30 protein-coding genes and 1 riboswitch are annotated in these 23,590 nt (G+C 56.6%); of the genes, 14 read left to right on the forward strand and 16 right to left on the reverse strand.

The features are described 5' to 3' along the window. Positions 1–35: 35 nt before the first annotated feature. The 5 genes from yidD to hisI are packed head-to-tail and all read left to right on the forward strand — an operon-like array spanning position 36 to position 3,142. Entirely contained in the window at positions 36–311 is a 276-nt protein-coding gene (gene yidD, locus U2949_RS13580; protein ID WP_257723129.1) for a membrane protein insertion efficiency factor YidD, read from the forward strand. Next, the gene (locus U2949_RS13585; protein ID WP_257723128.1) at positions 304–762 is read left to right on the forward strand and encodes a SufE family protein; all 459 of its coding nucleotides are present in this window, start codon (positions 304–306) and stop codon (positions 760–762) included. The genes yidD and U2949_RS13585 overlap by 8 nt, the downstream gene beginning before the upstream one ends. Next, positions 759–2,153 (forward strand): dihydroorotase, encoded by a 1,395-nt coding sequence (locus tag U2949_RS13590; protein WP_321288283.1) that lies wholly within the window; start codon positions 759–761, stop codon positions 2,151–2,153. Before U2949_RS13585 ends, U2949_RS13590 begins: the two co-directional genes overlap by 4 nt. Before the next feature lie 25 nt (positions 2,154–2,178). Next, on the forward strand, positions 2,179–2,637 hold the full coding sequence (gene fur, locus U2949_RS13595; protein WP_026482784.1) for a ferric iron uptake transcriptional regulator: 459 nt from the start codon (positions 2,179–2,181) through the stop codon (positions 2,635–2,637). Beyond that, positions 2,627–3,142: a phosphoribosyl-AMP cyclohydrolase gene (hisI, locus tag U2949_RS13600; RefSeq protein ID WP_321288285.1), complete on the forward strand. Its 516-nt coding sequence runs from the start codon at positions 2,627–2,629 to the stop codon at positions 3,140–3,142. The genes fur and hisI overlap by 11 nt, the downstream gene beginning before the upstream one ends. A gap of 344 nt (positions 3,143–3,486) precedes the next feature. On the opposite strand, the gene U2949_RS13605 is transcribed toward hisI, so the two are convergent. The 8 genes from U2949_RS13605 to U2949_RS13640 all read right to left on the reverse strand — a co-directional run bounded on the left by U2949_RS13605 (position 3,487) and on the right by U2949_RS13640 (position 10,328). After that, positions 3,487–5,007 carry a tripartite tricarboxylate transporter permease gene (locus U2949_RS13605; RefSeq protein ID WP_026482782.1) on the reverse strand — a complete coding sequence of 507 codons (1,521 nt, stop codon included), beginning with the start codon at positions 5,005–5,007 and terminating at the stop codon, positions 3,487–3,489. A 3-nt stretch (positions 5,008–5,010) separates the two neighbouring features. Beyond that, positions 5,011–5,460, reverse strand: coding sequence for a tripartite tricarboxylate transporter TctB family protein (locus U2949_RS13610; RefSeq protein WP_321288289.1), 450 nt, complete (start codon positions 5,458–5,460; stop codon positions 5,011–5,013). Positions 5,461–5,601: 141 nt separating this feature from the next. After that, positions 5,602–6,966, reverse strand: coding sequence for a sensor histidine kinase (locus U2949_RS13615; RefSeq protein WP_321288290.1), 1,365 nt, complete (start codon positions 6,964–6,966; stop codon positions 5,602–5,604). Beyond that, positions 6,959–7,678, reverse strand: coding sequence for a response regulator transcription factor (locus U2949_RS13620; RefSeq protein ID WP_035274335.1), 720 nt, complete (start codon positions 7,676–7,678; stop codon positions 6,959–6,961). Before U2949_RS13620 ends, U2949_RS13615 begins: the two co-directional genes overlap by 8 nt. Before the next feature lie 373 nt (positions 7,679–8,051). Continuing rightward, a complete protein-coding gene (gene thiD / locus U2949_RS13625; protein ID WP_321288293.1) occupies positions 8,052–8,876 on the reverse strand; it encodes a bifunctional hydroxymethylpyrimidine kinase/phosphomethylpyrimidine kinase in 825 nt (274 codons plus the stop codon). Next, complete coding sequence (locus U2949_RS13630; RefSeq protein ID WP_257723123.1) at positions 8,873–9,346, reverse strand: NUDIX hydrolase; 474 nt, start codon at positions 9,344–9,346, stop codon at positions 8,873–8,875. Before U2949_RS13630 ends, thiD begins: the two co-directional genes overlap by 4 nt. A gap of 44 nt (positions 9,347–9,390) precedes the next feature. After that, positions 9,391–9,509, reverse strand: a riboswitch (TPP riboswitch). 45 nt (positions 9,510–9,554) lie between these two features. After that, positions 9,555–9,944 carry a tautomerase family protein gene (locus tag U2949_RS13635; protein WP_257723122.1) on the reverse strand — a complete coding sequence of 130 codons (390 nt, stop codon included), beginning with the start codon at positions 9,942–9,944 and terminating at the stop codon, positions 9,555–9,557. A 6-nt stretch (positions 9,945–9,950) separates the two neighbouring features. Then, a complete protein-coding gene (locus U2949_RS13640) occupies positions 9,951–10,328 on the reverse strand; it encodes a globin family protein (protein ID WP_257723121.1) in 378 nt (125 codons plus the stop codon). Positions 10,329–10,918: 590 nt separating this feature from the next. Between U2949_RS13640 and U2949_RS13645 the strand changes: the two genes are divergently transcribed. Next, positions 10,919–11,464 carry a cytochrome b gene (locus U2949_RS13645; RefSeq protein WP_321288296.1) on the forward strand — a complete coding sequence of 182 codons (546 nt, stop codon included), beginning with the start codon at positions 10,919–10,921 and terminating at the stop codon, positions 11,462–11,464. A 3-nt stretch (positions 11,465–11,467) separates the two neighbouring features. Next, on the forward strand, positions 11,468–12,400 hold the full coding sequence (locus U2949_RS13650) for an NAD(P)H-dependent flavin oxidoreductase (RefSeq protein WP_321288297.1): 933 nt from the start codon (positions 11,468–11,470) through the stop codon (positions 12,398–12,400). 57 nt (positions 12,401–12,457) lie between these two features. Here U2949_RS13650 and U2949_RS13655 read toward each other — a convergent pair whose 3' ends face one another. Continuing rightward, positions 12,458–13,381 carry a LysR family transcriptional regulator gene (locus tag U2949_RS13655; RefSeq protein ID WP_321288299.1) on the reverse strand — a complete coding sequence of 308 codons (924 nt, stop codon included), beginning with the start codon at positions 13,379–13,381 and terminating at the stop codon, positions 12,458–12,460. An 85-nt stretch (positions 13,382–13,466) separates the two neighbouring features. Next, the gene (locus U2949_RS13660) at positions 13,467–14,255 is read right to left on the reverse strand and encodes an AraC family transcriptional regulator (protein ID WP_321288301.1); all 789 of its coding nucleotides are present in this window, start codon (positions 14,253–14,255) and stop codon (positions 13,467–13,469) included. 93 nt (positions 14,256–14,348) lie between these two features. Here U2949_RS13660 and U2949_RS13665 point away from each other — a divergent pair, with 93 nt between their 5' ends. From U2949_RS13665 to U2949_RS13685, 5 genes are all read left to right on the forward strand, one after another. Further along, complete coding sequence (locus tag U2949_RS13665; protein ID WP_321288303.1) at positions 14,349–14,603, forward strand: hypothetical protein; 255 nt, start codon at positions 14,349–14,351, stop codon at positions 14,601–14,603. After that, the gene (locus U2949_RS13670) at positions 14,600–14,743 is read left to right on the forward strand and encodes a hypothetical protein (RefSeq protein WP_321288305.1); all 144 of its coding nucleotides are present in this window, start codon (positions 14,600–14,602) and stop codon (positions 14,741–14,743) included. Before U2949_RS13665 ends, U2949_RS13670 begins: the two co-directional genes overlap by 4 nt. 16 nt (positions 14,744–14,759) lie before the next feature. Next, a complete protein-coding gene (locus U2949_RS13675; protein ID WP_257723116.1) occupies positions 14,760–15,146 on the forward strand; it encodes a hypothetical protein in 387 nt (128 codons plus the stop codon). A 192-nt stretch (positions 15,147–15,338) separates the two neighbouring features. Next, positions 15,339–15,875 carry a dihydrofolate reductase family protein gene (locus U2949_RS13680; protein ID WP_257723115.1) on the forward strand — a complete coding sequence of 179 codons (537 nt, stop codon included), beginning with the start codon at positions 15,339–15,341 and terminating at the stop codon, positions 15,873–15,875. Next, a complete protein-coding gene (locus U2949_RS13685) occupies positions 15,872–16,414 on the forward strand; it encodes a TetR/AcrR family transcriptional regulator (protein WP_257723114.1) in 543 nt (180 codons plus the stop codon). The genes U2949_RS13680 and U2949_RS13685 overlap by 4 nt, the downstream gene beginning before the upstream one ends. 241 nt (positions 16,415–16,655) lie before the next feature. On the opposite strand, the gene U2949_RS13690 is transcribed toward U2949_RS13685, so the two are convergent. Continuing rightward, positions 16,656–17,261 (reverse strand): TetR/AcrR family transcriptional regulator, encoded by a 606-nt coding sequence (locus tag U2949_RS13690; protein WP_257723113.1) that lies wholly within the window; start codon positions 17,259–17,261, stop codon positions 16,656–16,658. Between the two features lie 88 nt (positions 17,262–17,349). On the opposite strand from U2949_RS13690, the gene U2949_RS13695 reads away from it, so the two are divergent. Continuing rightward, positions 17,350–18,579 carry a glycosyltransferase gene (locus U2949_RS13695; protein ID WP_321288308.1) on the forward strand — a complete coding sequence of 410 codons (1,230 nt, stop codon included), beginning with the start codon at positions 17,350–17,352 and terminating at the stop codon, positions 18,577–18,579. Between the two features lie 224 nt (positions 18,580–18,803). Here U2949_RS13695 and U2949_RS13700 read toward each other — a convergent pair whose 3' ends face one another. Both U2949_RS13700 and U2949_RS13705 read right to left on the reverse strand, forming a co-directional pair. Then, positions 18,804–19,214 carry a VOC family protein gene (locus tag U2949_RS13700; protein WP_257723111.1) on the reverse strand — a complete coding sequence of 137 codons (411 nt, stop codon included), beginning with the start codon at positions 19,212–19,214 and terminating at the stop codon, positions 18,804–18,806. Between the two features lie 26 nt (positions 19,215–19,240). Next, entirely contained in the window at positions 19,241–19,855 is a 615-nt protein-coding gene (locus U2949_RS13705) for a glutathione S-transferase family protein (RefSeq protein WP_109089615.1), read from the reverse strand. 121 nt (positions 19,856–19,976) lie between these two features. On the opposite strand from U2949_RS13705, the gene U2949_RS13710 reads away from it, so the two are divergent. Then, entirely contained in the window at positions 19,977–20,858 is an 882-nt protein-coding gene (locus U2949_RS13710; RefSeq protein WP_257723110.1) for a LysR family transcriptional regulator, read from the forward strand. Between the two features lie 16 nt (positions 20,859–20,874). Here U2949_RS13710 and U2949_RS13715 read toward each other — a convergent pair whose 3' ends face one another. The 3 genes from U2949_RS13715 to U2949_RS13725 are packed head-to-tail and all read right to left on the reverse strand — an operon-like array spanning position 20,875 to position 23,559. Continuing rightward, positions 20,875–22,497 (reverse strand): copper resistance CopC/CopD family protein, encoded by a 1,623-nt coding sequence (locus U2949_RS13715; protein WP_321288314.1) that lies wholly within the window; start codon positions 22,495–22,497, stop codon positions 20,875–20,877. 47 nt (positions 22,498–22,544) lie between these two features. Beyond that, a complete protein-coding gene (locus tag U2949_RS13720; protein WP_083053694.1) occupies positions 22,545–23,081 on the reverse strand; it encodes a YcnI family copper-binding membrane protein in 537 nt (178 codons plus the stop codon). Between the two features lie 52 nt (positions 23,082–23,133). Continuing rightward, positions 23,134–23,559: a DUF2946 family protein gene (locus U2949_RS13725; protein ID WP_257723108.1), complete on the reverse strand. Its 426-nt coding sequence runs from the start codon at positions 23,557–23,559 to the stop codon at positions 23,134–23,136. Positions 23,560–23,590: the final 31 nt, after the last annotated feature.

Raw genomic sequence — 23,590 nt, forward strand, 5'->3', positions numbered from 1 at the left:
GACCTGATGCTTCGCTCCCGTCTTTCGGAGCGGCGATGAAAGCCTTTCTTGTCTCTATCCTGGTCCTGCTGGTTCGCGGCTACCAACTTTTTATCAGCCCATTGCTGGGGCCACGCTGCCGTTTTTATCCGACTTGTTCTCAGTATGCGATTCAGGCTTTGCGCACGCATGGCCCCTTCAAAGGAACTTGGCTGGCCGCACGGCGTATTGTCCGTTGCCACCCCTGGCATCCGGGCGGGCACGACCCTGTTCCGGCTCTTGGTGATCAGGATAGCCACACATCCAAGCATTCAGGAGATGACCGTGGATAAGGAAGCCGCACAAGAGCCCATAGCCCAAGCCCAGCAATTCATTGTGGACAGCTTCCAGTGCCTGGGTAACTGGATGGCGCGCTACGAATATCTGATTGATCTGGGGCGCTCCTTGCCGGACTTCCCGGAGAAATGGCGTACCGAGACGAACCGTTTGCATGGCTGTCAGGCACAGGTCTGGATGGTGTCTGAATTGCGCGATCACAAGTTGTTTTTTCAGGCCCGTAGTGATTCCGCCATCGTCACCGGCTTGTTGGCTTTATTGATGCAGGTGTACTCGGGCCGTTTGCCGCAAGAAATCCTGTCCCATCCCCCTGACTTTTTACGGGCAATTGAACTGGAGCAGCACTTGTCACCGAATCGCGCCAATGGTTTGTTTCACATGATGGAGCGGATTCGTTTGACAGCACAAGACGCTCTGGATGTAGAAGCCGCAAAGGTAAAACCATGACGCCAGTAATCCCGAAGGCCTCTACCTCCCAGGCTGCAGAGATCGCCAGGCAGCATAATTTGCGCCATGCCGATTTGCTGCTCTGTGGCGCTACGGCAATGACTCCAAATGGGGCCGAGCGTCTCGACATCGCCTGTGCACAAGGCCGGATTACGGCTCTTGGTGATTTGCTGCCCGGCTGGAGTGCAGACTGTGTGCTGGACCTTAATGGCCTGCATGTTTTGCCAGGGGTGATTGACAGTCAGGTGCATTTCCGAGAGCCGGGGCTGGAGCACAAAGAGAACCTGGAAGCGGGTACACGGGGTGCAGTCCTGGGCGGCGTGACGGCGGTTTTTGAAATGCCCAACACCCATCCCTTGACCTTGGGTGCTGCTGATTTGCAAGCCAAGCTGGATGCTGCTCAAGGCCGATGCTGGTGTGATCACGCCTTTTATATCGGTGGCTCTGCCTTGAATGCCGAGTCCTTGCAGGAACTGGAACAGCTCCCAGCTTGCGCAGGCATCAAGGTCTTTATGGGCAGCTCCTTTGGAGACCTATTAGCGGATGAGGACGACGTGTTACGTCGCATCTTGCGTCATGGTCGCAGACGGCTGGCAGTACACGCCGAGGATGAGGCCAGGCTGCGTGAACGCAAACATATCGCCCTGGATAGCGGAGACGTGCGCCAACATCCGGTTTGGCGTGATGTGGAAAGCGCCTTGAAGGCCACCCGACGCATTGTTCGGCTGGCGGCAGAGGTGAAGCGCCGATTGCACGTGTTGCATGTGTCTACCGCAGAGGAAATGCAGTTTCTGGCCGCGCACAAAGATCGCGTAACGGTAGAAGTGACCCCGCATCATCTCAGCCTGCAAGCCCCCAACTGCTATGAGCGTCTGGGCAGTTTGGCGCAAATGAATCCCCCGGTGCGCGAGCAGGTTCATCAAGACGCGCTGTGGCAGGCGATTCGTTCGGGCGTGGTCGATGTCATTGGCAGCGATCATGCACCTCATACCTTGCTGGAGAAGTCGCAAGCCTATCCCGCCTCACCCAGTGGCATGACTGGCGTGCAAACCTTGCTGCCCGTGATGTTGAACCATGTACACGCAGGCCGCTTGAGTTTGCAACGTCTGGTGGATTTGACCAGTTCCGGACCTGCCCGGATTTTTGGATTGGAAGGCAAGGGACGCATAGCCGTGGGTTTTGATGCGGATTTCAGTATTGTGGATTTGAAGGCACGCCGCCGCGTCCGCAATGACTGGATTGCCAGCGTCAGCGGCTGGTCTCCCTACGACGGCATGCCAGTTGTGGGCTGGCCGATTCACACCATTGTGCGCGGCCATTGTGTGGTTCGTGATGAAGCCTTGGAAGGGCAGGCGCAAGGCAGGCCGCTGCGTTTTCTGGAAGTTACTTAGTCGTCCATTCAGCAGGGAGTACGTCATGACGGATTCAAAAGAGCTTAAAGAGCGAGGCCTGAAGGTGACGACGGCTCGTATCCAGATTCTTGAGATATTCCAGGCCCTCGGCATTCGTCATTTGACGGCAGACGATGTGTATCGCCAACTGATCCGACAAGGCAGTGAGATTGGCCTGGCGACTGTCTACCGGGTGCTGACCCAGCTGCAACAGGCAGGCTTGCTAAAGCAGGTTTATTTCGAATCCGGCCGGGCGCTATATGAGCTGGACGATGGCGAACACCATGATCACCTGATTTGCACGGACTGCGGGCGTGTGCAGGAGTTTCATGATGAGACTATCGAGCAGCGACAACAAATGATTGCTCAAGAGCGGAGCTTTCAGGTTATGGAACATAGTCATGTGGTGTACGGACGCTGCCTGAAGCCGGATTGTGAGTATCGCCAGGAACCCATGATGACAAGGAGAAAACATGAAGACTGAAGGACAAGGCACAAGGTCTGCTGACAATATGGCAGTACAAGTAAGTCGCCGAATCTCGGTAGAGCAGGTGGAGGAGGGCCACGTACTGGCCCCCAAGTTTGACGAGCAGGGCCTGATTGCCTGCATCACGACAGACGCTAATAATGGCGAGGTCTTGATGCTGGGTTACATGAACCGGGAAGCCCTGGAAAAGACCATACAGACCGGTGAAGCACATTACTGGAGCCGCTCGCGTCAAACGCTCTGGCATAAAGGTGCCAGCAGTGGACTGGTGCAGACGGTAGAAGAAATGCGTATCGACGACGACCAGGATGCGGTGTGGTTACGTGTGCGGGTAGCCGGTTCCGGAGCCAGTTGCCACGTAGGCTATTACTCCTGTTTCTATAGACAGGTGCCGGTTGGTGTCGAGCATAGCAAGGGTCAGGATCTGGTTTTTGTGGAGTCTGCCAAGACCTTTGATCCGAAAGCCGTGTATGGGGATGTGCCCAATCCCACCGTGCTTTAAAGGGGGCTCATGCAGGTGGGGCTGGGCGAACTTCACGCTTGCCTCTGGTCGGGCGAGCCCGTGCTGATCAGGACGATGCAGCCCCCGTCTGTCGGGTAGAGCGATGCTTCCGATACGCCGCCGCCAAGGTCCGCAAGGCTTCCTGCGAGCGTTGGTTCGTCAATGTCGCGTCGCAAAGCACCACCCTGCTGGCGAATGCAGCCGATCCTGTCGAGGCGTGTTGCAGTCCTGGATAGGGGCAGGCACGAAAAAGCCGGGCTCTTTTGCCCGGCTTTTTCTTATGGAAGCTGCGGTAAAAGCATTGTGTTTACCTGATCTTCCCATGATTAGTTGTTGTCAGAGCTTCAAGCCTTGGCCAGGGCTCCCAGCTTCTTCTGGCTATTCGAGCGCCAGAACGAGTAGCTCAGTCCCAGCATCAGCAAGATGCAGGCAATGATAAAGACCATGCTGATCGGGCGCTCCAGGAAGATCATTGGATCACCACGTGAGAGCAGCAGAGCGCGGCGGAAGTTTTCTTCCACCATCGGTCCCAATACAAAGCCCAGCAGCAAGGGAGCCGCCTCAAAGCGCAGGCGCATGAAGAAGTAACCCAGCACCCCAAACAGCAGCACGATATTCACATCGAACAGGTTGTTGTTGGTGCTATAGACACCCACGCACACAAAGAACAGGGCAGCGGGGTACAGGTACTTGAAGGGCACGGACAGCAGGCGCACCCACATACCGATCAAGGGCAGGTTCAGCACCAGCAGCAGGATGTTGCCCACCCAGAAACTGGCGATCAGGCCCCAGAACATATCGGCGTGCTCGACCACCATTTGCGGGCCGGGCTGGATGCCGTGAATGATCAGCGCGCCCAGCATCAAGGCCATGACCGGGTCGCCGGGAATACCCAGGCTCAGGGTAGGAATGAAGCTGGTCTGGGTAGAGGCACTGGTGGCGGCTTCGGGCGAAGCAATGCCCTCAATCGCACCACGTCCAAAGCGCTCGGGGTTCTTGGCAACTTTCTTTTCCGTGGCGTAGGCAATGAAAGACGCAATGGTCGGGCCAGTGCCGGGCAGAATCCCGAAAGCCGCACCAATCGCAGTACCGCGCACCAGAGCGCCTCTGGATTGCTTGATATCGCCTTTTTCCGGACGCAGGGAACGGGTGGAGACTTTACCAATGGCCTTGGTGTGGCCGCTATTGATCCGGTTGATGTTCTTGAGGAAGTCCGCAATACCGAACAGGCCCATGGCCAGCGCCACAATCTGCAAGCCGTCCTGCAGTTCCGGAATATTGAAGTCAAAGCGCGATACACCACTATTCACATCCGTGCCGACCACGCCAAAGATCAAACCCATGACGACCATGGCCACGCCCTTGATGGCAGAACCTTTGGCCAGTGTGGCGCCGGCCAGCAGGCCCAGCATCATCATGGAAAAGTATTCAGCCGGGCCGAATTTGAATGCAATATCGACCAGCGCGGGCGAGAACAGAATCATGGCCAGAATGCCGATGGTGGCTCCAAAAAAGGAGGACAACATCAACATGAACAGGGCCGATCCGGCCTTGCCGTTGCGGGCCATGGGGTTGCCGTCCAGACACGCCACCGCGTGCGAGGCGGTACCGGGCAGATTCAGCATGATGGAGGTAATGCCGCCACCGTACTGGGAGCCGTAGTAAATACCGGCCAGCATGATCAGGGCGGCGGTAGGGGTCATGGCGTAGGTCAGGGGCAGCAGGATGGAGATGGCTGCCAGCACGCCCATGCCGGGTAGAACCCCGATCAGGTTTCCCATGAACACGCCAAACACGGCCCACATCAGGTTGTCCAGTTGAAAGGCAACGCTAAAGCCGTGCATCAGGTTAGATAGAATTTCCATGGCTTAGCCCCAAGTGAACAGGGGGAATTGCAGCTCCAGCCCCCAGGAGAAAATAACCACACCCAGCAGCGTCACGAAAATGGACAGCAGCAGGGCAGTGAGCCAGGAATGTTCCTTGTCGCCCATGGCAGAGATGAACACCAGGGCTAAGGTGGCGGGAACCAGTCCGCCGTAGCGACCCAGAATAATGAAGGCGATGATGCCGCCCACAATGGCCAGCCAGCCACGCCATTGTGGCGGGCCGTAGTCTTCCTCCTGCTCATCACCGTGTGCGGCGGTCTCTACAAACAGGTACAGAGCGCCCAGCACAATCATCACGATGCCCAGCAGAAACGGGAAGTAACCCGGTCCCATGCGGGCCATGGTGCCCAAGGAGTATTTCTGTCCCATCAGGACGGTAAATACACCTACTCCCACCATCAGGCCAGCTGAATAATATTTTTGTCTGCTCATGAATCTCCTCATTCCCCTAAAGCAAGCATGATTTTTATAAACCCTGAAAAAGAGCGATTAAAAATGAGGCTAGCTTAGCGGAGCAGGAGAGGGCTTAGGGTGACAGTTTCATTACCTTTTGGTCATGTTTGAATGGCTTGGTCAGGCTTGAACAGGCAGCACAATGGTGACTTTCAAGCCGGATATTCCTTTGGAGAAAATCAGCTGGCCCCGGTGCAATTCAATAATGGCAGCAACGCTGGTTAATCCCAATCCAAATCCTTCACTATCATTATTGAATCTATAAAAATACTTGCCTACGTTTTCATATTCGCTTTCTGGTAATCCCGGGCCATCATCTTCCACAATGATGGAGATTTTATTGTCAAAGCGTTTTTTAATTTCAACGCTGGCATGGGAATGGGCGTATTTAACAGCGTTATCCACCAGATTGGCTAAAGCGCTGGCTAATAAATTGCTGTCACCATTAATAATGGCTCTATCGATTTTCTTTTTCTGCAGCGTGACGCCTTTTTCTTCAGCGAAAAAGCTGTACAGGTCCAGAACGTCTTCGGCAATCACTTCCAGATTGCAGGCCTTGAAGTTCTGTCTTTGCACACCGGCATTCAGCTCGGCAATTTGTAGCAGCTTGCCCAGCAGCACGCTCAGGTTCTCTACTTCTTCAATCGCGTCTTGCTGTGCTTGCCGGACATGCGGGGGGACGCCGGGCAAGTTCTGGGTTTCACGCAGCTTGCCAACGATGCGGGTGAGCGGGGTGCGGATATTGTGGGCCACGGTATCGGAGATATGCCGCGCGCCTTGCATCAGGCTCTCGATCTTGTCCAGCATACGGTTGATGTCGTGGTGGATCAGACCAAAGACGTCCTCGCTCTCGGAGGTGATGCGCTTGGAAATATCCCCCGCACCCACCTGTTCCGTCAGCAGGCGGATGCGGCCCACACGGTATTTCAGCTCATTGCTAAACACATAGGCGCCCAGAATCACCAGCATCAAGGCCAGGATCATGGAGGTGACGATGATGCGGCTAAGCATGGCGCGCAGCTCGTTCAAGGTGCCCAGCTCGTGGCCGACCACCAGGGTTTCGCCGCCGGACAGTTTGGTGACGCGGACATTGCCTTCGGATAGCGCGTCGATATGCTTGATCTGCACTTCCACCACCTGTCGTTCTGGCAGGTTGTTCAGGCCGGGAATTTCGCTGATATTGCCCACCAGGGTGTGGTTGAATTCATCCAGCAGCAGATAGATTTCCTGGCCCGAATCAATCCGGTCTGACAGGGTCAGCTCGATCATGCGCAGGATCTCTTCGCGCCCGCCCACTTCGTAGGCAATACTAAGTCGCTGCACGGCGACGTTAATCTGCCGCAGATGCTCGTCGCGCAAGGCCCCAAACACCTGGACGTAGAAAAAGCCGATTAAAAACAGCGTGGTAAAGATGGCCAGGATGCTGTAGTTCAGGGTCAGCCGGAAGGAGGTGGACTCCCACAGGCGTTTGATGAAATCAATCATCGCAGCGCTTTAGCTTGAATCCGTCGATGCTGTCCTTGTCGCTCAGTACATAGCCACGGCCACGCACGGTATGGATCAGGGGCGTCGCGCCTTCCTTGTCGACCTTGCGCCGCAAACGGCTGACCAGCACATCAATCACATTGGATTGCGGGTCGAAGTTATAGCCCCAGACGACTTCCAGCAGCATGGTGCGGGTAACGATCTTGTGGCTGTTCATCAGCAGGTAGGACAGCAGCTTGATTTCGCGAGGTTGCAGCTCCAGTACTTCGTCCCCACGGGAGATTTTCTGGTTGCGGATATTCATGACCAGATCATCCACCTGCAAATTCTTGATTTCCGCACTGTCACTGCTGCGGCGTATCAGGGCATGCAGGCGGGCGGCTAATTCCTGAAAGGAAAAGGGTTTGATTAAATAATCATCGCCTCCGGCTTTTAAACCATCTACTTTATCGTCTACGCCGGATAAGGCGCTTAATACCAGAACAGGAACTTTTTTACCTAAAGATCGCAAGGTAAAAAGAATGGAAAGGCCATCAACATTATTGGGTAACATGCGATCCAGAATAATCACATCCCATACATCTTTCATGGCATTCTCCAAACCGGAAACGCCATCATGACTGGCTACCACCGAATAACCCAGCTCGGATAAGCCATTCACTAAATACCGGGCGTTTTCCCGGTCATCTTCAATCAGTAAACAATTCCACATTTGGCTTCCCGGAGCTTTATGAAATGGCAGATTCATCCATTAAAGAAATGGATTGATCAAAAAGACTGATGCCGACTATAAGGCGAACATGACAAAACGGTAATGTTTGATGTCAGGAAATATAAAAATTACTTCATCCTGTTAAACCCGTTTGTGCTCTGAATTATAGGAGTAATTAGTCAGCACATTATTCTAGTAAAAATTCGGGGGCTGTCGGGCTGAAAATCTAGAACTGCACCGGGAGCTTGTCCTTTCAGAGGCTTGTAGGCCCGGCTGAACATCGCCTGCAAGGTGTAGCCTAAACGCTGGGCGAAGGCGATGTGGGACAGGTAGGATTGGCTTGCCAAATGCAGGGTCGGCCCTGTTTCTGGGTTTACGGTCTTCGTATAGGCTCTGTCTGCGGCCACAAAGCATGGAAATGATGGACCGGACCTTGCCCCAAGCCAATCTGCAATTTGTCGGCAGCGGCCAAAGCGCCATTCAGGTATTCCTTGGCCAAACCCACCGCAGCCGGTACGCTGCGGCCCGGGAGCAGGGCGGCAATGGCGGAGGATAGCGAGCAGCCCGTGCCATGCGTGTTGCGTGTCGGGATGCGGGGCGACTGAAAAACATGGCTTTGCCCCTGGCCTTGCAGCAAATCCACACTGTCCGGGCCGTCCACATGGCCGCCCTTTAACAGCACCCACTCAGGGCCCAGCAAGCACAGTTCGCTTAAAATGCTGTGCATCTCTTGCAGCGAGGCGGGTTCCGGCTTGTGTAGCAGATCGCCCGCTTCGGGCAAGTTGGGGGTAAGCAGGGTACACATGGGCAGCAGCTTGTCGCGCACGACGGACACGGCTTCGGGGCTGAGCAAACGATCCCCGCTTTTGGCGACCATGACCGGGTCCAGCACAATCGGGCAGTCCAGGCCGTGATGGTGCAGGCGGTCTGCAATTGCTTCCGCAATCCCTGCAGTGGCGATCATGCCGATCTTGATGGCATCCACGCGCACATCCTCAAACACCGCATCCAACTGGTCCGCCACAAAATCCGGCTCCAGCGCCACAAAACGCCGCACACCCTGGGTGTTTTGCGCGACCACGGCGGTAATCACGCTCATGCCGTAAGCGCCCAAGGCATACATGGCTTTCAGATCAGCCTGAATACCGGCACCGCTGGTCGGGTCCGTGCCCGCAATACTCAAGATATTGGGAATCATGCTTGGCCTGCTTGAGCTTGAGTGGCAGCCAATGCCAGTGCCCGACGGGCAACTCGGACTACATCAAAGCTGTGTGCCACATCCAGGCTGTCCAATTCGGCATTGCTGAACCAGCGCGCGTCCAGAGCATCATCGCCCGCTTGTGGCTCGCCTTGCTGCCAGCGGAACAGCACGGCAATCAGAATGAAATGCGAATAGGCCAAAGGTGTGGCGCTGGGTTCGCGGTCAAATACATCCAACGCATCAAAGATCTGCATGGCCTGGCCTTGTACGCCGGTTTCTTCGGCCAGTTCCCGATGGGCCGCCGCCATGATGGTTTCGCCCGCGCGAATCTTGCCGCCGGGAAAGGCCCAACGTCCTGCATCGGGGCGATTGGCGCGACGTATCAGCAAAATCCGGTCTTGATGGATGAGGGCAGCCAGGGTGGCGGCAACCGGGCCGACGGGGGAGGGAGAGTGGTCAGAAGACAAGATAGCAACTCCTAGTCAAGGATAGCCATCCGGCAGCAAGCGGCGAGCAGGTACATACCCGTCCCTTCGCCGGCATGACCCGGATCAGGTTCAACGGGTCACTGCGGTGCAATCTGCTCGGGCAGTTTCTCAGCCTGCTCGCCAGGCTCCCCTCGGTAAAAAGACCGTTCCTGTAAAAACGGTCTGGGCGAGTATACCTGTCTTTAGCCTATAACTCCCCCGTCAAAAACTGCGCTCGCCCACGCCCGAAGGACCAGTCTGCATCGCTGTTCTCGACCAGAGCGATGATCAGATCATTGGGCGAGACGCTACAGTTCTGCTCCAGCCGCTCTGCCAGCAAACGGTAGAATTGAACTTTTTGACTCTCGCTGCGGGGGCGGGACACGATGTGCAGCAGTACCACCTTGTCGCTACGCGGATAGCCCAGGTCGGTGTCTTCCAGTATCAGCTCGCCGGGACGATGCTGGGTGACGCACTGGTAGCGGTCGCTGGCGGGAACATCAAAGGCTTGCACCATGGCTTGATGCGCGGTGTCCAGCAGCAGGCGCAGTTCCTCGTCGCTGCGGCCTTGGATCAGATCAAATTTCAGTAGTGGCATGATGGTTCATTCTTGATTGAGACTGCGGTCTGCAAGGCCGCTGGAACTGATAGCCATATCGTCGTAAATCAGACGTTCGGCTTCGATTAGCAAATTCGACAACTGTTGATAGGCGGCGACCCATCCATCTATGAGCTCGTTGCTTGTCATCCTCGCGATCAGCTCTTCGCGTATGGCTTGCAGCTGGCAAGGGCCCATCATTGGGTCATGCTCGGGCTGGATCTGTAGAGCGAGGTGATTGTTGGCGATCTGGCTGGCCAAGAGGCTCATCGGTGGGGAGTCGTGCAGTATCAATTCATAAAAATAGGTGGTCAGGGCTTTGCTGCCGCTCGCCAGCAGCGGGGCAGCGGTCCTGATGATGTCACGTTGAGCGTCCGTCACCATAAAATTCAAAAGCCGGGCAAGACGGGGCTTTTTTTACAGTGTTCAAGATAGGCAGCGGGGCGAGTCATGGTTTCAGTCTCCTGGTTTGAGGGCGGGATAGCAGGGCTATCGATATGGAAGATAGAAGACTGAATCAATCAAGTAAAATGATGAATAATGATTCTATGAATCACTAATAATGATAAGAAAGAGATTCATGTAGGCGAGGCCTGGACGAGCCTGCGGTTTCTTGCGAACTACAGCGGGTGTTACTCGTTGCCCTTGGACGGCTTGATGATGAAGGATGCACGCCTGCCGCGTGGCGTTCTGAGAAGAATCTCCTGTTGATAAATCACTAAAAAAGATTTTATCAATCAGTATTCATCATTTTACTTGATCAGTTGCTGCGCCTATCGTCAGGGCTTCTCAACGACGGTTCTTGGCGCAGCCAAGGCTCTGAGGCCACTGTGACACAGGCCCAGGCCTGCAGGCGACAAGCTGACTGCCGAAACTGGCCGCTTGTACCTGTTGGGCAGGTGGCTCACGACGTATCACTCTCGGTATTGCACTGTAGAGGACTTGCCCCCGGTGAGCTTTTCAAGGAGCTAATCATGCAATTGCGAGACAACGGACTCAGGTTCTCGCCCATCACTATTGTGCTGCATTGGCTTGTTGCGGCCTTGCTGTTTTCCATTCTGGGCTTGGGGGTGGCCATGGCCCAAAGCCCCGGCGATGCGCGATTGGTACAGCTGCAAAATCTGTTGGGGACGCTGTTGTTCCTGATTTCCATCTACCGCTTCTGGGCGCGGGTGACCTCTTTTCACCCCTTGCCGGCGGGTTCGCCCAACCCGGTGGAGGTAATAGTGGCCCGTTCCGTGGCGACAGCCCTGGCCTTGGCGATGGTGCTGCTGCCCGTCGCCGTCTGGCTGTCCCGTGCGGCGGCTGGCGTGGCGGTGGAGCTTCCTGGTGGTCTGGCTTTGCCTACCTTGATCAGCCCGAGTGAGCAGGTCAAAGCCGTGGTTGATGTGCTGTTCAATATTGGCGCCACAGCCTTTTTGGCGGGGTTGGCCTTACACCTTTTCGGGGCATTCAAGAACCATTTTGTACTGAAGAATCTGGCCTTGCGTCGCATGTTGGGCAAACAGGTGGAGTTGTAAATCATGAGCGAAGCAAATCGAAACTTTGCAGGTAATGTCATCACGCAGATGTGCGGTGTGCAGTACCCGATTTTTCTGGCGGGCATGGCTGCGATTTCCGGGCCGCAATTGGTGGCGGCGGTAGCGAACGCGGGTGGGATGGGTGTGCTGGGTGGCTTGCGTCTGGCTCCCTTGATGCTGCGTAAGTGGCTGCGGGAAACCAGGGCACTGACGGACCAGCCTTTCGGGGTGAATGTGGTGCCGCAGTTTGGTGGCCCGGAGGTGTTCGAGGCCCAGTTTCAAGTGATCCTGCAGGAGCGGCCTCGCATCCTGTCGCTGTTCTATGCCGAGGACTATTCCGCCGACATGATTCCCCGTGCCAAAGACGCCGGCATGATCGTGATGGTACAAACTGGCACGGCGGCTCTGGCTCGCAAAGCGATTGCGCATGGGGCCGACATTATCGTCGCCCAAGGCAGTGAGGGTGGTGGCCATCTGAATCGCGGCACGATTGGCCTGATGTCTTTGCTACCCGCGATTCTGGACTGTGCGCAAGGTCGTCCCGTACTGGCTGCAGGCGGGATTACGACCCGCCAGGATGTCCGGGCGGCCATGAGTCTGGGGGCTTCCGGCGTGTTGGTGGGCACGGCCTTTCTGGCTAGCGAGGAGTCCAACGCGCACCCGCTCTACAAGCAAAAGATTCTGGAAGCCAGCACGGACGATACGGAATATCGCACCGGCTATTCCTTTGGCTGGACCTATGGCACGCCGCATCGCGTGATTCCCAACCGTGACAAGTGGAATGTGCTGCGTCTGGTCGGGGGCGGAGCGCGGGCAATTGATAAGGACACAATGGCCAGGAAACTGTCTTTGTATGCCGGTCAGGGCGTGGGTAAGATCCACAGCATTGTGCCTGCGGCAGAGCGGGTCGCGGAGCTGGCCTTGGGCTTGTCCTGACGCTTTACTGCGGCAAAGCCTGTGCGGCGTGGCTGGACAGACCCACAGGCTGACCGGTCAACTCAACAGTGCGGCTTCGCCTTGATCCAGTTTGGGTAATTGGGCGAACTGCGCTTGAGCCAGGGCCACAAAGCTGCGCAGGGCCGAGCCAGGATTGGCATCAGCACGACGGATAAACACGGTTTTTACCCGCGCAAGGTCAGGCGGCAGTTCGTGGCATTGCACGGGCAGGCGCAAGCTGCTGTTCTGGGCGACCGCTTTGGGCAGCAAGGTAATGCCCATGCCCGAGGCCACGCAGGACAGAATGCCGTCCAGTGTGCCCATTTCCATGATCTGGTTGGGCACCAGCCCGGCCTGATAAAACCAGTGTTCCAGCGTAGAGCGGTAAAAGCAGCCGGTTCTAAAGACCAGTACGGTTTGTTGGGGAATTTTTTCAATCAGGGCTGCCAGCGAATCCACCGCCTTGCTGCTGACCAGCACCAGTTCTTCCTCAAATACTTCCTCTTGAGTCAGGGCCGCGTTTTGATGAAAGCCACCGACAAATGCACCGTCCAGCTGGTGAGTCTCTACGGCCTTGATCAGCTCGGCCGTGGTGCCGGTTTGCAAGGACAATTGAACCTGGGGATAGCGTTCGCGGTATTGGGTCAGAACCTGGGGCAGACGGATGGCGGCCGTGGTCTCCATGGAGCCCAGACGCAGCAGGCCGCTGGGAGTGCCAGTGTCTTGCAGGGCGGCACGGCTTTCATCGGTCAACTGCAAGATACGGCGGGCGTAGGCCAGAAAGGTATGGCCAGCGGGAGTCAGCACCACACCACTTTTCTGGCGTATGAACAATGGCTGTTCCAGTTCGGCCTCCAGTTCTTTGATGCGCATGGTGACGTTCGATTGCACGGTGTGCACCTTCTGGGCAGCGGCAGTAAAGCTGCCATGCTCGGCAACCGCACAAAAAATCTGTAACTGGCGCATTTCCATCTCGGTCATCCCATGTCTGAAAGTGATGTTTGGGTTTCTACTCAATCACTTTATGGCATTCCTGATGAGTCGTAAAGCGCTTTGGGAGCGGGACTTACAGTTGATTGCGGTAGTTCGCCGGGGTGTGACCAAAGCTGCGTCGGAACAGGCTGATAAAGGCACTGGGGCTGGAATACCCCAGATCGTAGGCAATGGTGGCGACAGGGGCGCCGGCTGCCAGCATTTCCAGGGAGCGCATCAGGCGGGCGCGTTGACGCCAGGCGGTGAAGTTAAAGCCGGTTTCTGTCACGAAACGGCGGCTCAAGGTGCGCAGACTGACCGCCGCCCAGTCGGCCCAATGTTCCATGCCCTGATTGTTGCTGGGGTCGGCAATCAGGGCGCGGGCAATGCGTTGCAAACGCGGGTCCTGGGGAAGCGGCAGCCCAAAAGGTTCGATGGGCAGACTGTGGATTTCATCCAGGATGACGGAGGCAATATGAGCCTGGGCTTGGGGCAAGGGCGCGGCGGGAATCAAATCCCAGGAGCAGGCGCGCAGCACGGCTTCACGCAGCAGGCCGGAGGTGCGCAAGGTACAGGCCTGGGAAGGCAGATCGGCGCAGGCCGCTTCGTCTATATAGACGCTCCAGCCATGAAAAGGGCCATGCGATTGGCCCGAGTGCAGGACGTGCGGCGGCAGCCAGACGGCATGGATGGCGGGTACCACCCAAACGGCGTCCTCCACTCCAACGGAAAGCAGGCCGCGCAGGGAGCCGAACAACTGCCCGCGAGCGTGTTGATGGGGGCGCGAGGACAGCTCCGAGTCATGGTTGCCGGTGACGGCGAACAGGACGGGGTGCTCGGGAAAGTTCAGAAAATCGTGCAAACCAATCTTGCGTTCAGGCATGGCGTAATTTTGTTATCTATTGACCGATATAGTGTACAGCTGCCAAAACCTTTCTGCTTACACTGAAAACCTTGATGAATAAAGGAGTGACACATGCAAGCCCATGACATTCTTCCCGATCACGCCAGTGAAGTTCAGATTGATGGCGCCACCATTCGCAAAGGCACGGTAGGCGCGTTTCTGGCTAATGCTGCCGCCTTGCGCCAGCCTGATGTCAGCGATGCTCAACGCCAGCGCGCCTTGAACGATATTGTGGCGGCCTTGCCGGCTCTGAAAGCACTAGGTTTGTTTGATGCCCTGGAGATTCGAGATCCCCAACTGCGCGATTTTGTGGAGTCCAGACTGTGATGAGAGGTGAAAGCGCAACGGTTCGACCGTATTTGTTGCGCGACACTGCCTGGTTGTATTTACCCAGCGGTTTGATGCATGCCTTTGGAGGTGTCCCGCATCTGGGCGTGCGCCGCTTCGATATTGGCTGTCTTTATTGATGGCAAGGAGCCGCTCATGCAAGTTGATGATACGCAGTTTCCATTGGTGTTTTTAAGAGAACACAGCGCGCAGCAAACACCGCAACAGGCACAGGATCAATTGGAAGCCCTGTTGAATCGGGGCCAACGCTTTGTCTTGTTGACCGACAGAATGGGCGGTGAAGACCATACCCATGAAGAAAGCCACGAAGATCGCAAGCAACGTGCCTTGTTCTTCAAGCAGAACAAGCAGCGCTTGAAGGATTTGTGCGCTGGCATGGTGGTGATCAGCAAGGGGCGGGCCATTCCCGCTGCCGCACGTCTGGCGCAACAGACCTTGGGCCGGGTGCTGGGCCTGCAATTCAGTTTTGTTGTGGATGAGGGCGAAGCACGGCTTGAAGCCAGCCGTTTGCTGGCCCGCTAAATCGCAGGCGACACGCTTGCCTGAGAGCTGGGGCAAGTTCAAAGGAGGGACCACAGGCCGTGTGATACGGCCTGTTTTTGCGTGGGCTAAAACAGACAGCGTCAAAGCAGGAGAGGGGCCGGATGCAGATTTTTATTTCCAGTTGCTGATTTATCTATAAAATATACACTGTATATATATAAAGGGTAAATTATGAGCACAGCACACGTTTTCATCGGAACCAGCCTGGACGGATTCATCGCCAAACCGGATGGCGATATTGCCTGGTTGCTGGAGCGCAGTGATCCTGCAGAAGACCACGGCTATATGGCTTTTATTGCGGACAAGGATGCGGTGGTCATGGGGCGCGGGACCTACGAGAAAGTCCTGACTTTTGACGTCTGGCCTTACGAACTGCCTGTCGTGGTCTTGTCCAGGCAATTGGCCGACACGCCGGTTCCTGAACATCTGCAAGGCAAAGTCCGTTTCTCCCGGCAAACTCCCGAGCAGTTGATGGAGCAATTGGCGGCAGAAAACCTGCAGCGTATTTATGTTGATGGTGGCCAGCTTATCCAGTCTTTTTTGCGTGCCGGTTTGGTGCAGGAGATGATTCTTTCCACCATGCCGGTCCTGATTGGCGAAGGCCGCCGACTGTTTGGTGGTGTGAATCAGGATATGGATTGGCGTTTGCTTTCCAGCCAGAGTTTTCCCTCCGGTCTGGTGCAATCGCGTTATCAGCTCAAGCCATGAGTCGGGGGCGAGGGCGTCCGGCTGGAGGCACCGGCCTGACTGTGGACGATATTCTGAATGCTGGCCTGGCGCTGCTGGACGAGGGCGGCGAGCAAGGCTTGAGCATGCGGGCCCTGGCTTCCCGCCTGGGCGTGACTCCCATGAGTCTGTACAACCACGTGCCGGATCGGGCGGGTTTGCTGCGTGCCTTGTCCGACCGGGTGTATGCCCAGGTTCTGCAAGGTCTGGAGGAGCAGGAAGGCTTGGAACTGCGCCGGATTTTGCTGCGTTATCACCAGGCAGTGAGCCGTCACCCGCATTTGACCGTGGCCATCTTCAACGATCCGCAAGCCTTTGCCGGGGTGACGCAGGAGATTACCCAGCGCCTGCGTAGCTTGCTGGCCGATTGCACGGCAGAGCCGGAGTTATGGCTGGGCATCTTGATTGACCATGCTCATGGCAGCGGCCTGCCTGCCTCCATTACGAAAGATGAAGCGGCGCAGCGTGTTTATGAGCAGGCCCTGGATCGCTTGTTGATCGCGCTGAATGGCGCGGCTTGATCCTGATTCGTCTAGCTAGCTACGATCGCACGGCTTGATCCTGATTGGTCTGGCTAGTCATGATGGCGCGACTTGATTCCGATTTGTCTGGCTAGTCATGATGGCACGGCTTGATCCTGATTCCCCTGGTTAGTCATGATGGCTCGACTTGATTCTGATTTGCCGGGCTATTCACGATGACGCGACTTTATCCTGATCAGCCAGGCCAGCCACCAAAAGGCAGGGGTGTTTCTTGCCTTTTTTATGCCGTGCCTTTTACTGCTGCGCCATGCAAGAACAACTGGGTCATGGCCTCGAATTCCTGATGCAGGGACAGCTCGGGCTGATTCAGCCAGCGCAGCATGGCTCCGAAATACAGGTGGTGAAACCAGTGGGCCAATTGTTCGGGGTTTAGCGAGGGATCCAACTCCCCGGAGCCTTGGGCCAAGGCAATCAATGCCTGCCAGGTTTGAGTGATGTCACTATCCTTGCTGGCTGTGCCTGTATTCAGCAATTGATGGCGTAGATAGGCTTTCAAAAATTCAGGGTGCTGCGTGCACCAGTCTGCCGAGGCACGCAGTATGCACAAAGCCTGTGTCTGAAACGTAGGGCATTGAGCCACTTCATGTTGCAGATAGGCCAGATCCTGCTTTAGCTGCGCATCAACATGAAACGCCACCACCGCCTCTTTGCTGGGGAAGTGCTTGTACAAGGTGCGCTTGGCGATGTCGGCCCCGTCCGCAATCTGTTCCATGGTGACGGCCTCGTAGCCGTGTTCCTCGAACAGGGTGGCTGCTGTCTGGCGTATTTGCTCCAGCATCAGCAAGCGCTTGCGTTCCCGGCGGCCTGGATCGTGGTCTGCAATCATGGCATTTCTTGAAAAGTATACGAATTGCATAAGTATACGACGTGCAATATTATGATGCCATTGCTGCTATCGCTAACAAGGCCAGATCATGAAATTTGCGCTTGTGACTTACGGTACCGAGGGGGATGTACGTCCGCTTGCCACATTGGCGGCGGGTTTGATGGCATCGGGGCATAAGGTCTGCCTGCTGGCAGATGGTGGCACTTTAGGTTCTGCTCGAACCTTGGGTGTGCCCTGCCTACCCCTGGCTGGTGATATACGGCAGGCCCTGATGCCTGGGCAGATTCTGTCCAGTGCGGTGCAGGAAAAGGGCGGTTTTCAGCAAACGGCCAAGGCGCTGGCGGCGATTGCCAATGCCAATACCCCATCCTGGATGCAAACAGTGCTGGATGCCAGCGAGGGTTGTGACGCGATTATCGTTTCGGGTCTGGCCGCTTTTGTGGGGCTGTCCGTGGCAGAGCGTCGCGGCATTAAGGCCATTGGCACCGGGCTGATTCCCATTACTCCCACTGCCGATTTTCCGTCTCCCTTTCTGCCACTGAACAAGGTGCCGTGCTTCTTGAACAAACGTAGCCATGAATGGGTGAATGCATTGCTGTGGCGGGCGTTCAAGCGGGTCTCCAATCAGGCACGGCAGCAGATCTGCGGGCTGCCCGCTCAGAACAAGGTCTGGTCCGATCATCCCATGTTGTACGGGGTCTCCCCCAGCTTGCTGGCTCCCCCCAAAGACTGGCCCGCCAATGCGCGGCTGTGTGGTCAATGGATCATGCCGGCACAGGACTGGACGATGGATGCGCAACTGGAAGATTTCCTGGCAGCGGGGGAGGCACCGATTTATATAGGCTTTGGCAGCATGGCCGGTTTTGATCGTGTGCACTTTGTTGAAATGATGATTGAAGCCATGCAAGGTCGCCGCGTGGTGTTCAGCCCCGGTTGGAGTGGGATGCAAGAGGCGGTCTTGCCGGACAACTTCTTCAAGGTGGGCGAGGTGCCGCATCAGCATTTATTCCCCCGCATGTCCGCTGTGATTCATCATGGCGGTTCGGGCACTACGCATTCAGCAGCCAGAGCGGGTGTGCCGTCCATTGTCTTGCCCTTTGCGGGCGATCAGTTTTTCTGGGCACACAGGCTGGCCTTATTGGGTGTGGCGCCGGAGCCTTTGTCCGGAAAACGGGTCAATAGTGCTCAGCTGAAAGCGGCTTTGGAGTTTGTTCAGCAAGACGCTGTGCGGGCCCGTGCTCAAGACATCGCGCGGGATATGGAGAAGGAAGATGGGGTGGAGGTGGCCATTGCGGCGATCGAAGCCTTGATGCGCTAGTCGGAGGCTGACTTGTTGGCAAAACAGAGAAGGGTCTGGATAAAGGGGCGGGTCTCTTGCGTATCAAGCTGTCGAACTCCTTGTCTCCGTTGACTCTTCTTTGATGGAGGGGAAGTGTCAACGTAATTCAGGGCGGCTCAGGTCTGTCAGAAAAAGCTGGAGCAACTCCCCGGCAAGCGTTGAATACTTGCCGGGGCTGTTATGCACCTACGTTGCGTACCAAACTAGGCCGCCAGAATCTCGTTAAATTCCAGCACATTCAAATCCGGGTCGCGGATGAAGCAGACCATGCGACGGCCATGCCCCATCATCACCGGGCCTTCACTGACGCGAATCTTCTCCCGCTCCAGCCAGTTCAGCAACTTGTCCATGCTGTCGATAATGAAGGCGGCATGGGTGTAGCCGGGCCGCTTCACAGGCGCATCCAGCAGCACATTACCTTCCTCTGCGGCCAGGCCGTTATAGATCAAGTGAATACGCATTCCGTTGGTGTGAACCAGGCCGCAGGCTTTGGCCTGGGGCGCAAACTCGTCGGGGTCGCGCAGAAAACCCAGCTTGGCGTAAAAGGCTTCGGCAATGTCCAGGTCCGTTACCCGTATGCCTATATGGTCCAGCTCCAGTTTGTTGAAGTTCATGATGTGTTTGGGCTCCAAGGGCGTCGTCAGGCTTGCAGACCGGCGCGGGTTTTCTGAAAGGGAATAAAGCCGGGCAAGGCCTCGATCTGGCGCAGCCAGCTTTGAACGCGGGGATAGGCGGACAAATCCACATTGCCCTCGGGGGCACGTTCTACATAGCTGTACAGGGCAATGTCCGCAATCGTGGGATCTTCGGTTCCGGCAATCCAGCGCTGGTCTTTCAGGCTGTGTTCCAGGGTAGCCAAGGTGGCATGGGCGCGCGTAATCACTTCTTCGGGATTGAAGCTGGCACCAAACACGGTGACCAATCGAGCCGCACAGGCGCCGTAGGCAATCTTGCCCGCCGCCACGGACAGCCAGCGCTGTACTTGCGCTTCCTGATACGGATCGCTGGGCAGCCAGTGTGAGGGGCCAATCTTGCGGGCGATATAGACCAGAATTGCCAGCGAGTCGGCAATGATCTGGCCATCGTCATCCAGTACGGGAATTTCCCCAAAGGCATTCAGGGCCAGAAATTCCGCCCGTTTGTGCGCCTTGGCCGCCATATCGACCTCGATCAACTCATGGGGCAAGCCGCTTAAAGACAGAAACAGGGCGGCGCGATGGGCGTGGCCGGACAGGGCGTAGTGATAGAGCTTCATGGCAGTTCACCAGTCATAAACAAGAGGTATTCATTCTGCTTTCTATGGCAGTGGGAAACAATCGCCTAAAATTGCACTTCATTATTGCGATTATTGAGCATAGTCTTTGATGGTGGGGCGTATGGACAGGCTGAAAACACTACGTACTTTTATCTGTGTGGCAGAGCAGGCCAGCTTTGCCGAGGCCGGGCGGCGCATGAATATGTCGCCCACCACGGTATCGCGTACCATCGCAGCGCTGGAGGCCAGCCTGGGCGTGCAATTGCTGATGCGCACCACGCGCAGCGTGCGGCTGACGGAAGAGGGCAGCCTGTTTCTGGAGCGCTGCCGGGCAGGGATCGCCCAGATCGATCAGGCGGTGGAAAGTGTGCAGGGGAGCCGTTCCGAACCCAGCGGCACCCTGACGGTCACGGCCCCGGTCATGTTCGGAAAAATGTATGTGATGCCGGTGGTGCTGGAGTTGTTGCGCCTGCATCCACAACTGCAAATTCGCCTGATTCTGCGCGACAGCCTGGTGCGATTGGTAGAGGAAGGGATAGATATTGCGGTCCGCATTGCCGACTTGCCGGACAGCTCCTTGCATGTGGTGCCGGTCGGAGAAGTTCGGCGTGTGTTCAGTGCCAGTCCCGACTATCTGGCGCGTAAAGGCAGACCGGCTTCATTGGCAGATTTGCGGCATCACGATTTGATTTGGGTCGAGGATGAAGGCGGGCCGCATCGCGGTTGGGGGCTGGATGAGGTGCGTCGTGCGGGTGGGGTGCCGCGCCTGTCCGTCAGCCATGTGGATGCGGCAATTGCCGCAGCGGTAGCGGGTCTGGGTGTGTTGCGCACCCTGTCTTATCAGGTGGCGGGCGAGATAGAGGCCGGGCGGCTGGAGCCTTTGCTACGCGATGATGAAGCGCCAGCCTTGCCCGTGTCTTTACTGTTTGAAGGCGGGCGCAAACATCATCCCAATGTTCGCGCCTTTATCGAGGCCACCAAGCGTTATATGAAACCCTTCTGAGTTCGGGACGCCGGCTTTAGTCGGCTTGCAGATTCAGCGTGCTATCCAGGTGAATACGTTCAAAGTCTGAAATCAGCACCTGAATACGAATATTCCAGCTGGCCAGATGCGGTAGCTGGATATTGCTTACCTCCCATTGATCCTGACGCGTGAGTTCCGCCGGAAAGGTAATGGACTCCACCCCGGCCTGCGGGTTGCTGAAAATGACCTCTACTTCTTGAGCCTTCAAGGGGCTGAAATCCGGCTCGTATAAAGAGACGGTCAGAATGGCCGGGTGCTGTGTTGTAGCCGGGATGTACAGCAAGTCCGCCATGCCTGCTTCGGTATGGATATGACTGGAAATGGTGGGTGGGACGAGCTGGGCCAAGGCGCGTGGAGGTGGGGTAAAGCGCCACAAAGCGGCCACGGCCAGGATCAGCACTACCAACACATATTCCAGACGAACCACACGTCGCAGAGCTTGCCGAGCATCGCTACGCTGTTGCAAGACGGCTTGAGTCAGGCGATAGCGGTTGTAGGCTCCCAGGCCCAGCAAGAGCAGAACCAGAATCAGCTTGGCGCTGAGCACTTGACCATATCGGCTTTCCCATAGCGAGGCGAGCTGATCGAATTGCACGTAGATCAGCGCAGCTCCGCTCAGAATCAGGATCAGCAGGACGGCGGGAATCCAGCGAGAGAACAGCGTCAGCAAGCGGGATTCCTGAGCATGTTGAAGCGCGTAGGCCAAAGGCAGGAAGGACCCAATCCAGAGTGTCACCGCCACGACATGCAGCCAGACACTGGGCCGGGACAGCCAGGCGGGATCGGCCGTGCTGGCATGGCCGCTGGAAGCCAGAGAAGCGCCCAAAAGAATCAGCGCCAAAACAGCCAGCCATTTCTGACTAGTGACGTTTCTTGCTTTCCAGGAGAGGGCGGCACAGGCCAGGGCGACCCAGCCTAGCAGCACCGCCAAGCCCATCGAGGTGGATGCCGCCGTTTTCCAGGCCGCCGTGCTGAACAAGGCGGACAAGGGCAAGTCCAGCGCATCGACACCGACCAGGCCCAGGTTCAGCAATAAGGCGACGGCACCTATAGCCAACATGCGCGGCGCGATACGACTTTGCGGGTTTGATGCGTCGTTTGATGTCGGGATCAGGGCGCGGTAGATCACCCAGCCTATCCCCGTAAACAGACCCAGATAGCCCAGGAGTCGGGCCAGCCAGATCAGGCTGTTTCTGAGGGTATTGCTGCTGGCACCTTCCACCAGATTGGCGCTGGGTGTCCCAACGGAAAACGTCAGCGTCCCGCCTACGGGATGGCCGTCAGCAGAAATGACTCGCCAGCTCAGCCCATAAGTGCCTTCGGTCTCCATGGGCGGCAAGGCCAGTTCCAGCCGCTGGTCTTGCAGCAGAACGTCCCCCAGTTCCTCGGAGGAACCGTCGGGACGAATCAGTTTCATCAGCAAGGGCGAGACAGACTCATTGAAGCTCAGGCTGGCCGTTCGGGGAGCCTGGGCCAGCACCGTGCCGCTATCGGGTTTGCTGGCCACCAGGGACGCATGGGCATACAGAACTGGTGCCCAGGCCAGCAACAGCAAGGCAATCAGCAACACGACCAGTGGGTGGCAACACGCCTGCCCACGCAGGGTATGCGTTTGCATAAGATCTCCTTCAGGCTGATGCCCAAGGGCACCAGCCGCCTGGGTGTTTAAGGCTTGGGCAAGAGTTGCAGCGCAGGAGCAGGGGCGTCGGAATGGTCAGCGGCTTCCTTGGTGCCCGGAGCTGCTTGATCAATCCAGCGTTCCACGCCTTGTTCACACTCCTGAACAACCGGGAAGTAGAGCGTGCTATTGGGCTTGAGCTCATCGGCCAGGTAGCTGATGAATACGAACTCGTCATAGTGCTCGTCTTGCAAGGGGCCGCCAGCCCAGACCACTTCCTGAACACCGGAACTGACCTTGGCACCCCAACGCGTATAGGCCTGCTTGTAGTCACCTTTTACCGTTTCCAGCGTCCAGCCTGCTTTGGGTTGTGGTTTGACACCGACCACACCTTCGGGAATGCGGACGCGGATTTTGGTGGTGGCAGAGCCCTTGCAACCATGCGGCACGGACAGAACAGCCTTGTAGCTGCTGCCTACCGGGGCTTGCTTGGTTTGCAGGGAAACGTGGGCAACAGCAGAAGAGGCGAACAGCACAGCAGCCATGCCCAGAGTGGCACGGAAAGACGTAGAAGAAATCGACATGGAAAACCTCGGCTAGATAGAAAAAGAGAGACCGTCCAAGGACGGAGACATATCAAGCGAGGAGCAAGGGTGGGGCGCGTGAACCTAAAGGCGGGCCTTGTGCAGGTAGCGGTGGCCGGGTTTGATTGCTTTCGACCAGTAAAACCGGCCGATACGTGATCAGGCTGATCAGAACTGGTGTGTCGAGAGTCGGCAATAAGGCGGGTGACGCCGCGATGCCAAAGGGACAATCCTGCTGGTTTGGATGCGTATCGGAATTCGCCTGACCATCCTGGCCGACCAGATCAATCCAGAGTGTATTGGCTGGATTACCTGCGGTACAGAAGGTAATGGCAAAGCCATTGTCTTGTGCAGAGCGGGTAGGCATGTAGCCCGCGGGGACGATGGCGCGACAGACGTAGGCCAGCAGAGCCAGGCAAAACAGAAGTTGCCAAACTCGGATTTCGCGGAAAACGAAACGGGGACCCAGGGCGCGCATGCGGAAAAGTATATTACAAAACCGGCGGCTG

Origin of the sequence: Alcaligenes phenolicus, from assembly GCF_032063905.1 — a bacterium.
GTDB classification, from domain to species: domain Bacteria; phylum Pseudomonadota; class Gammaproteobacteria; order Burkholderiales; family Burkholderiaceae_B; genus Alcaligenes; species Alcaligenes phenolicus.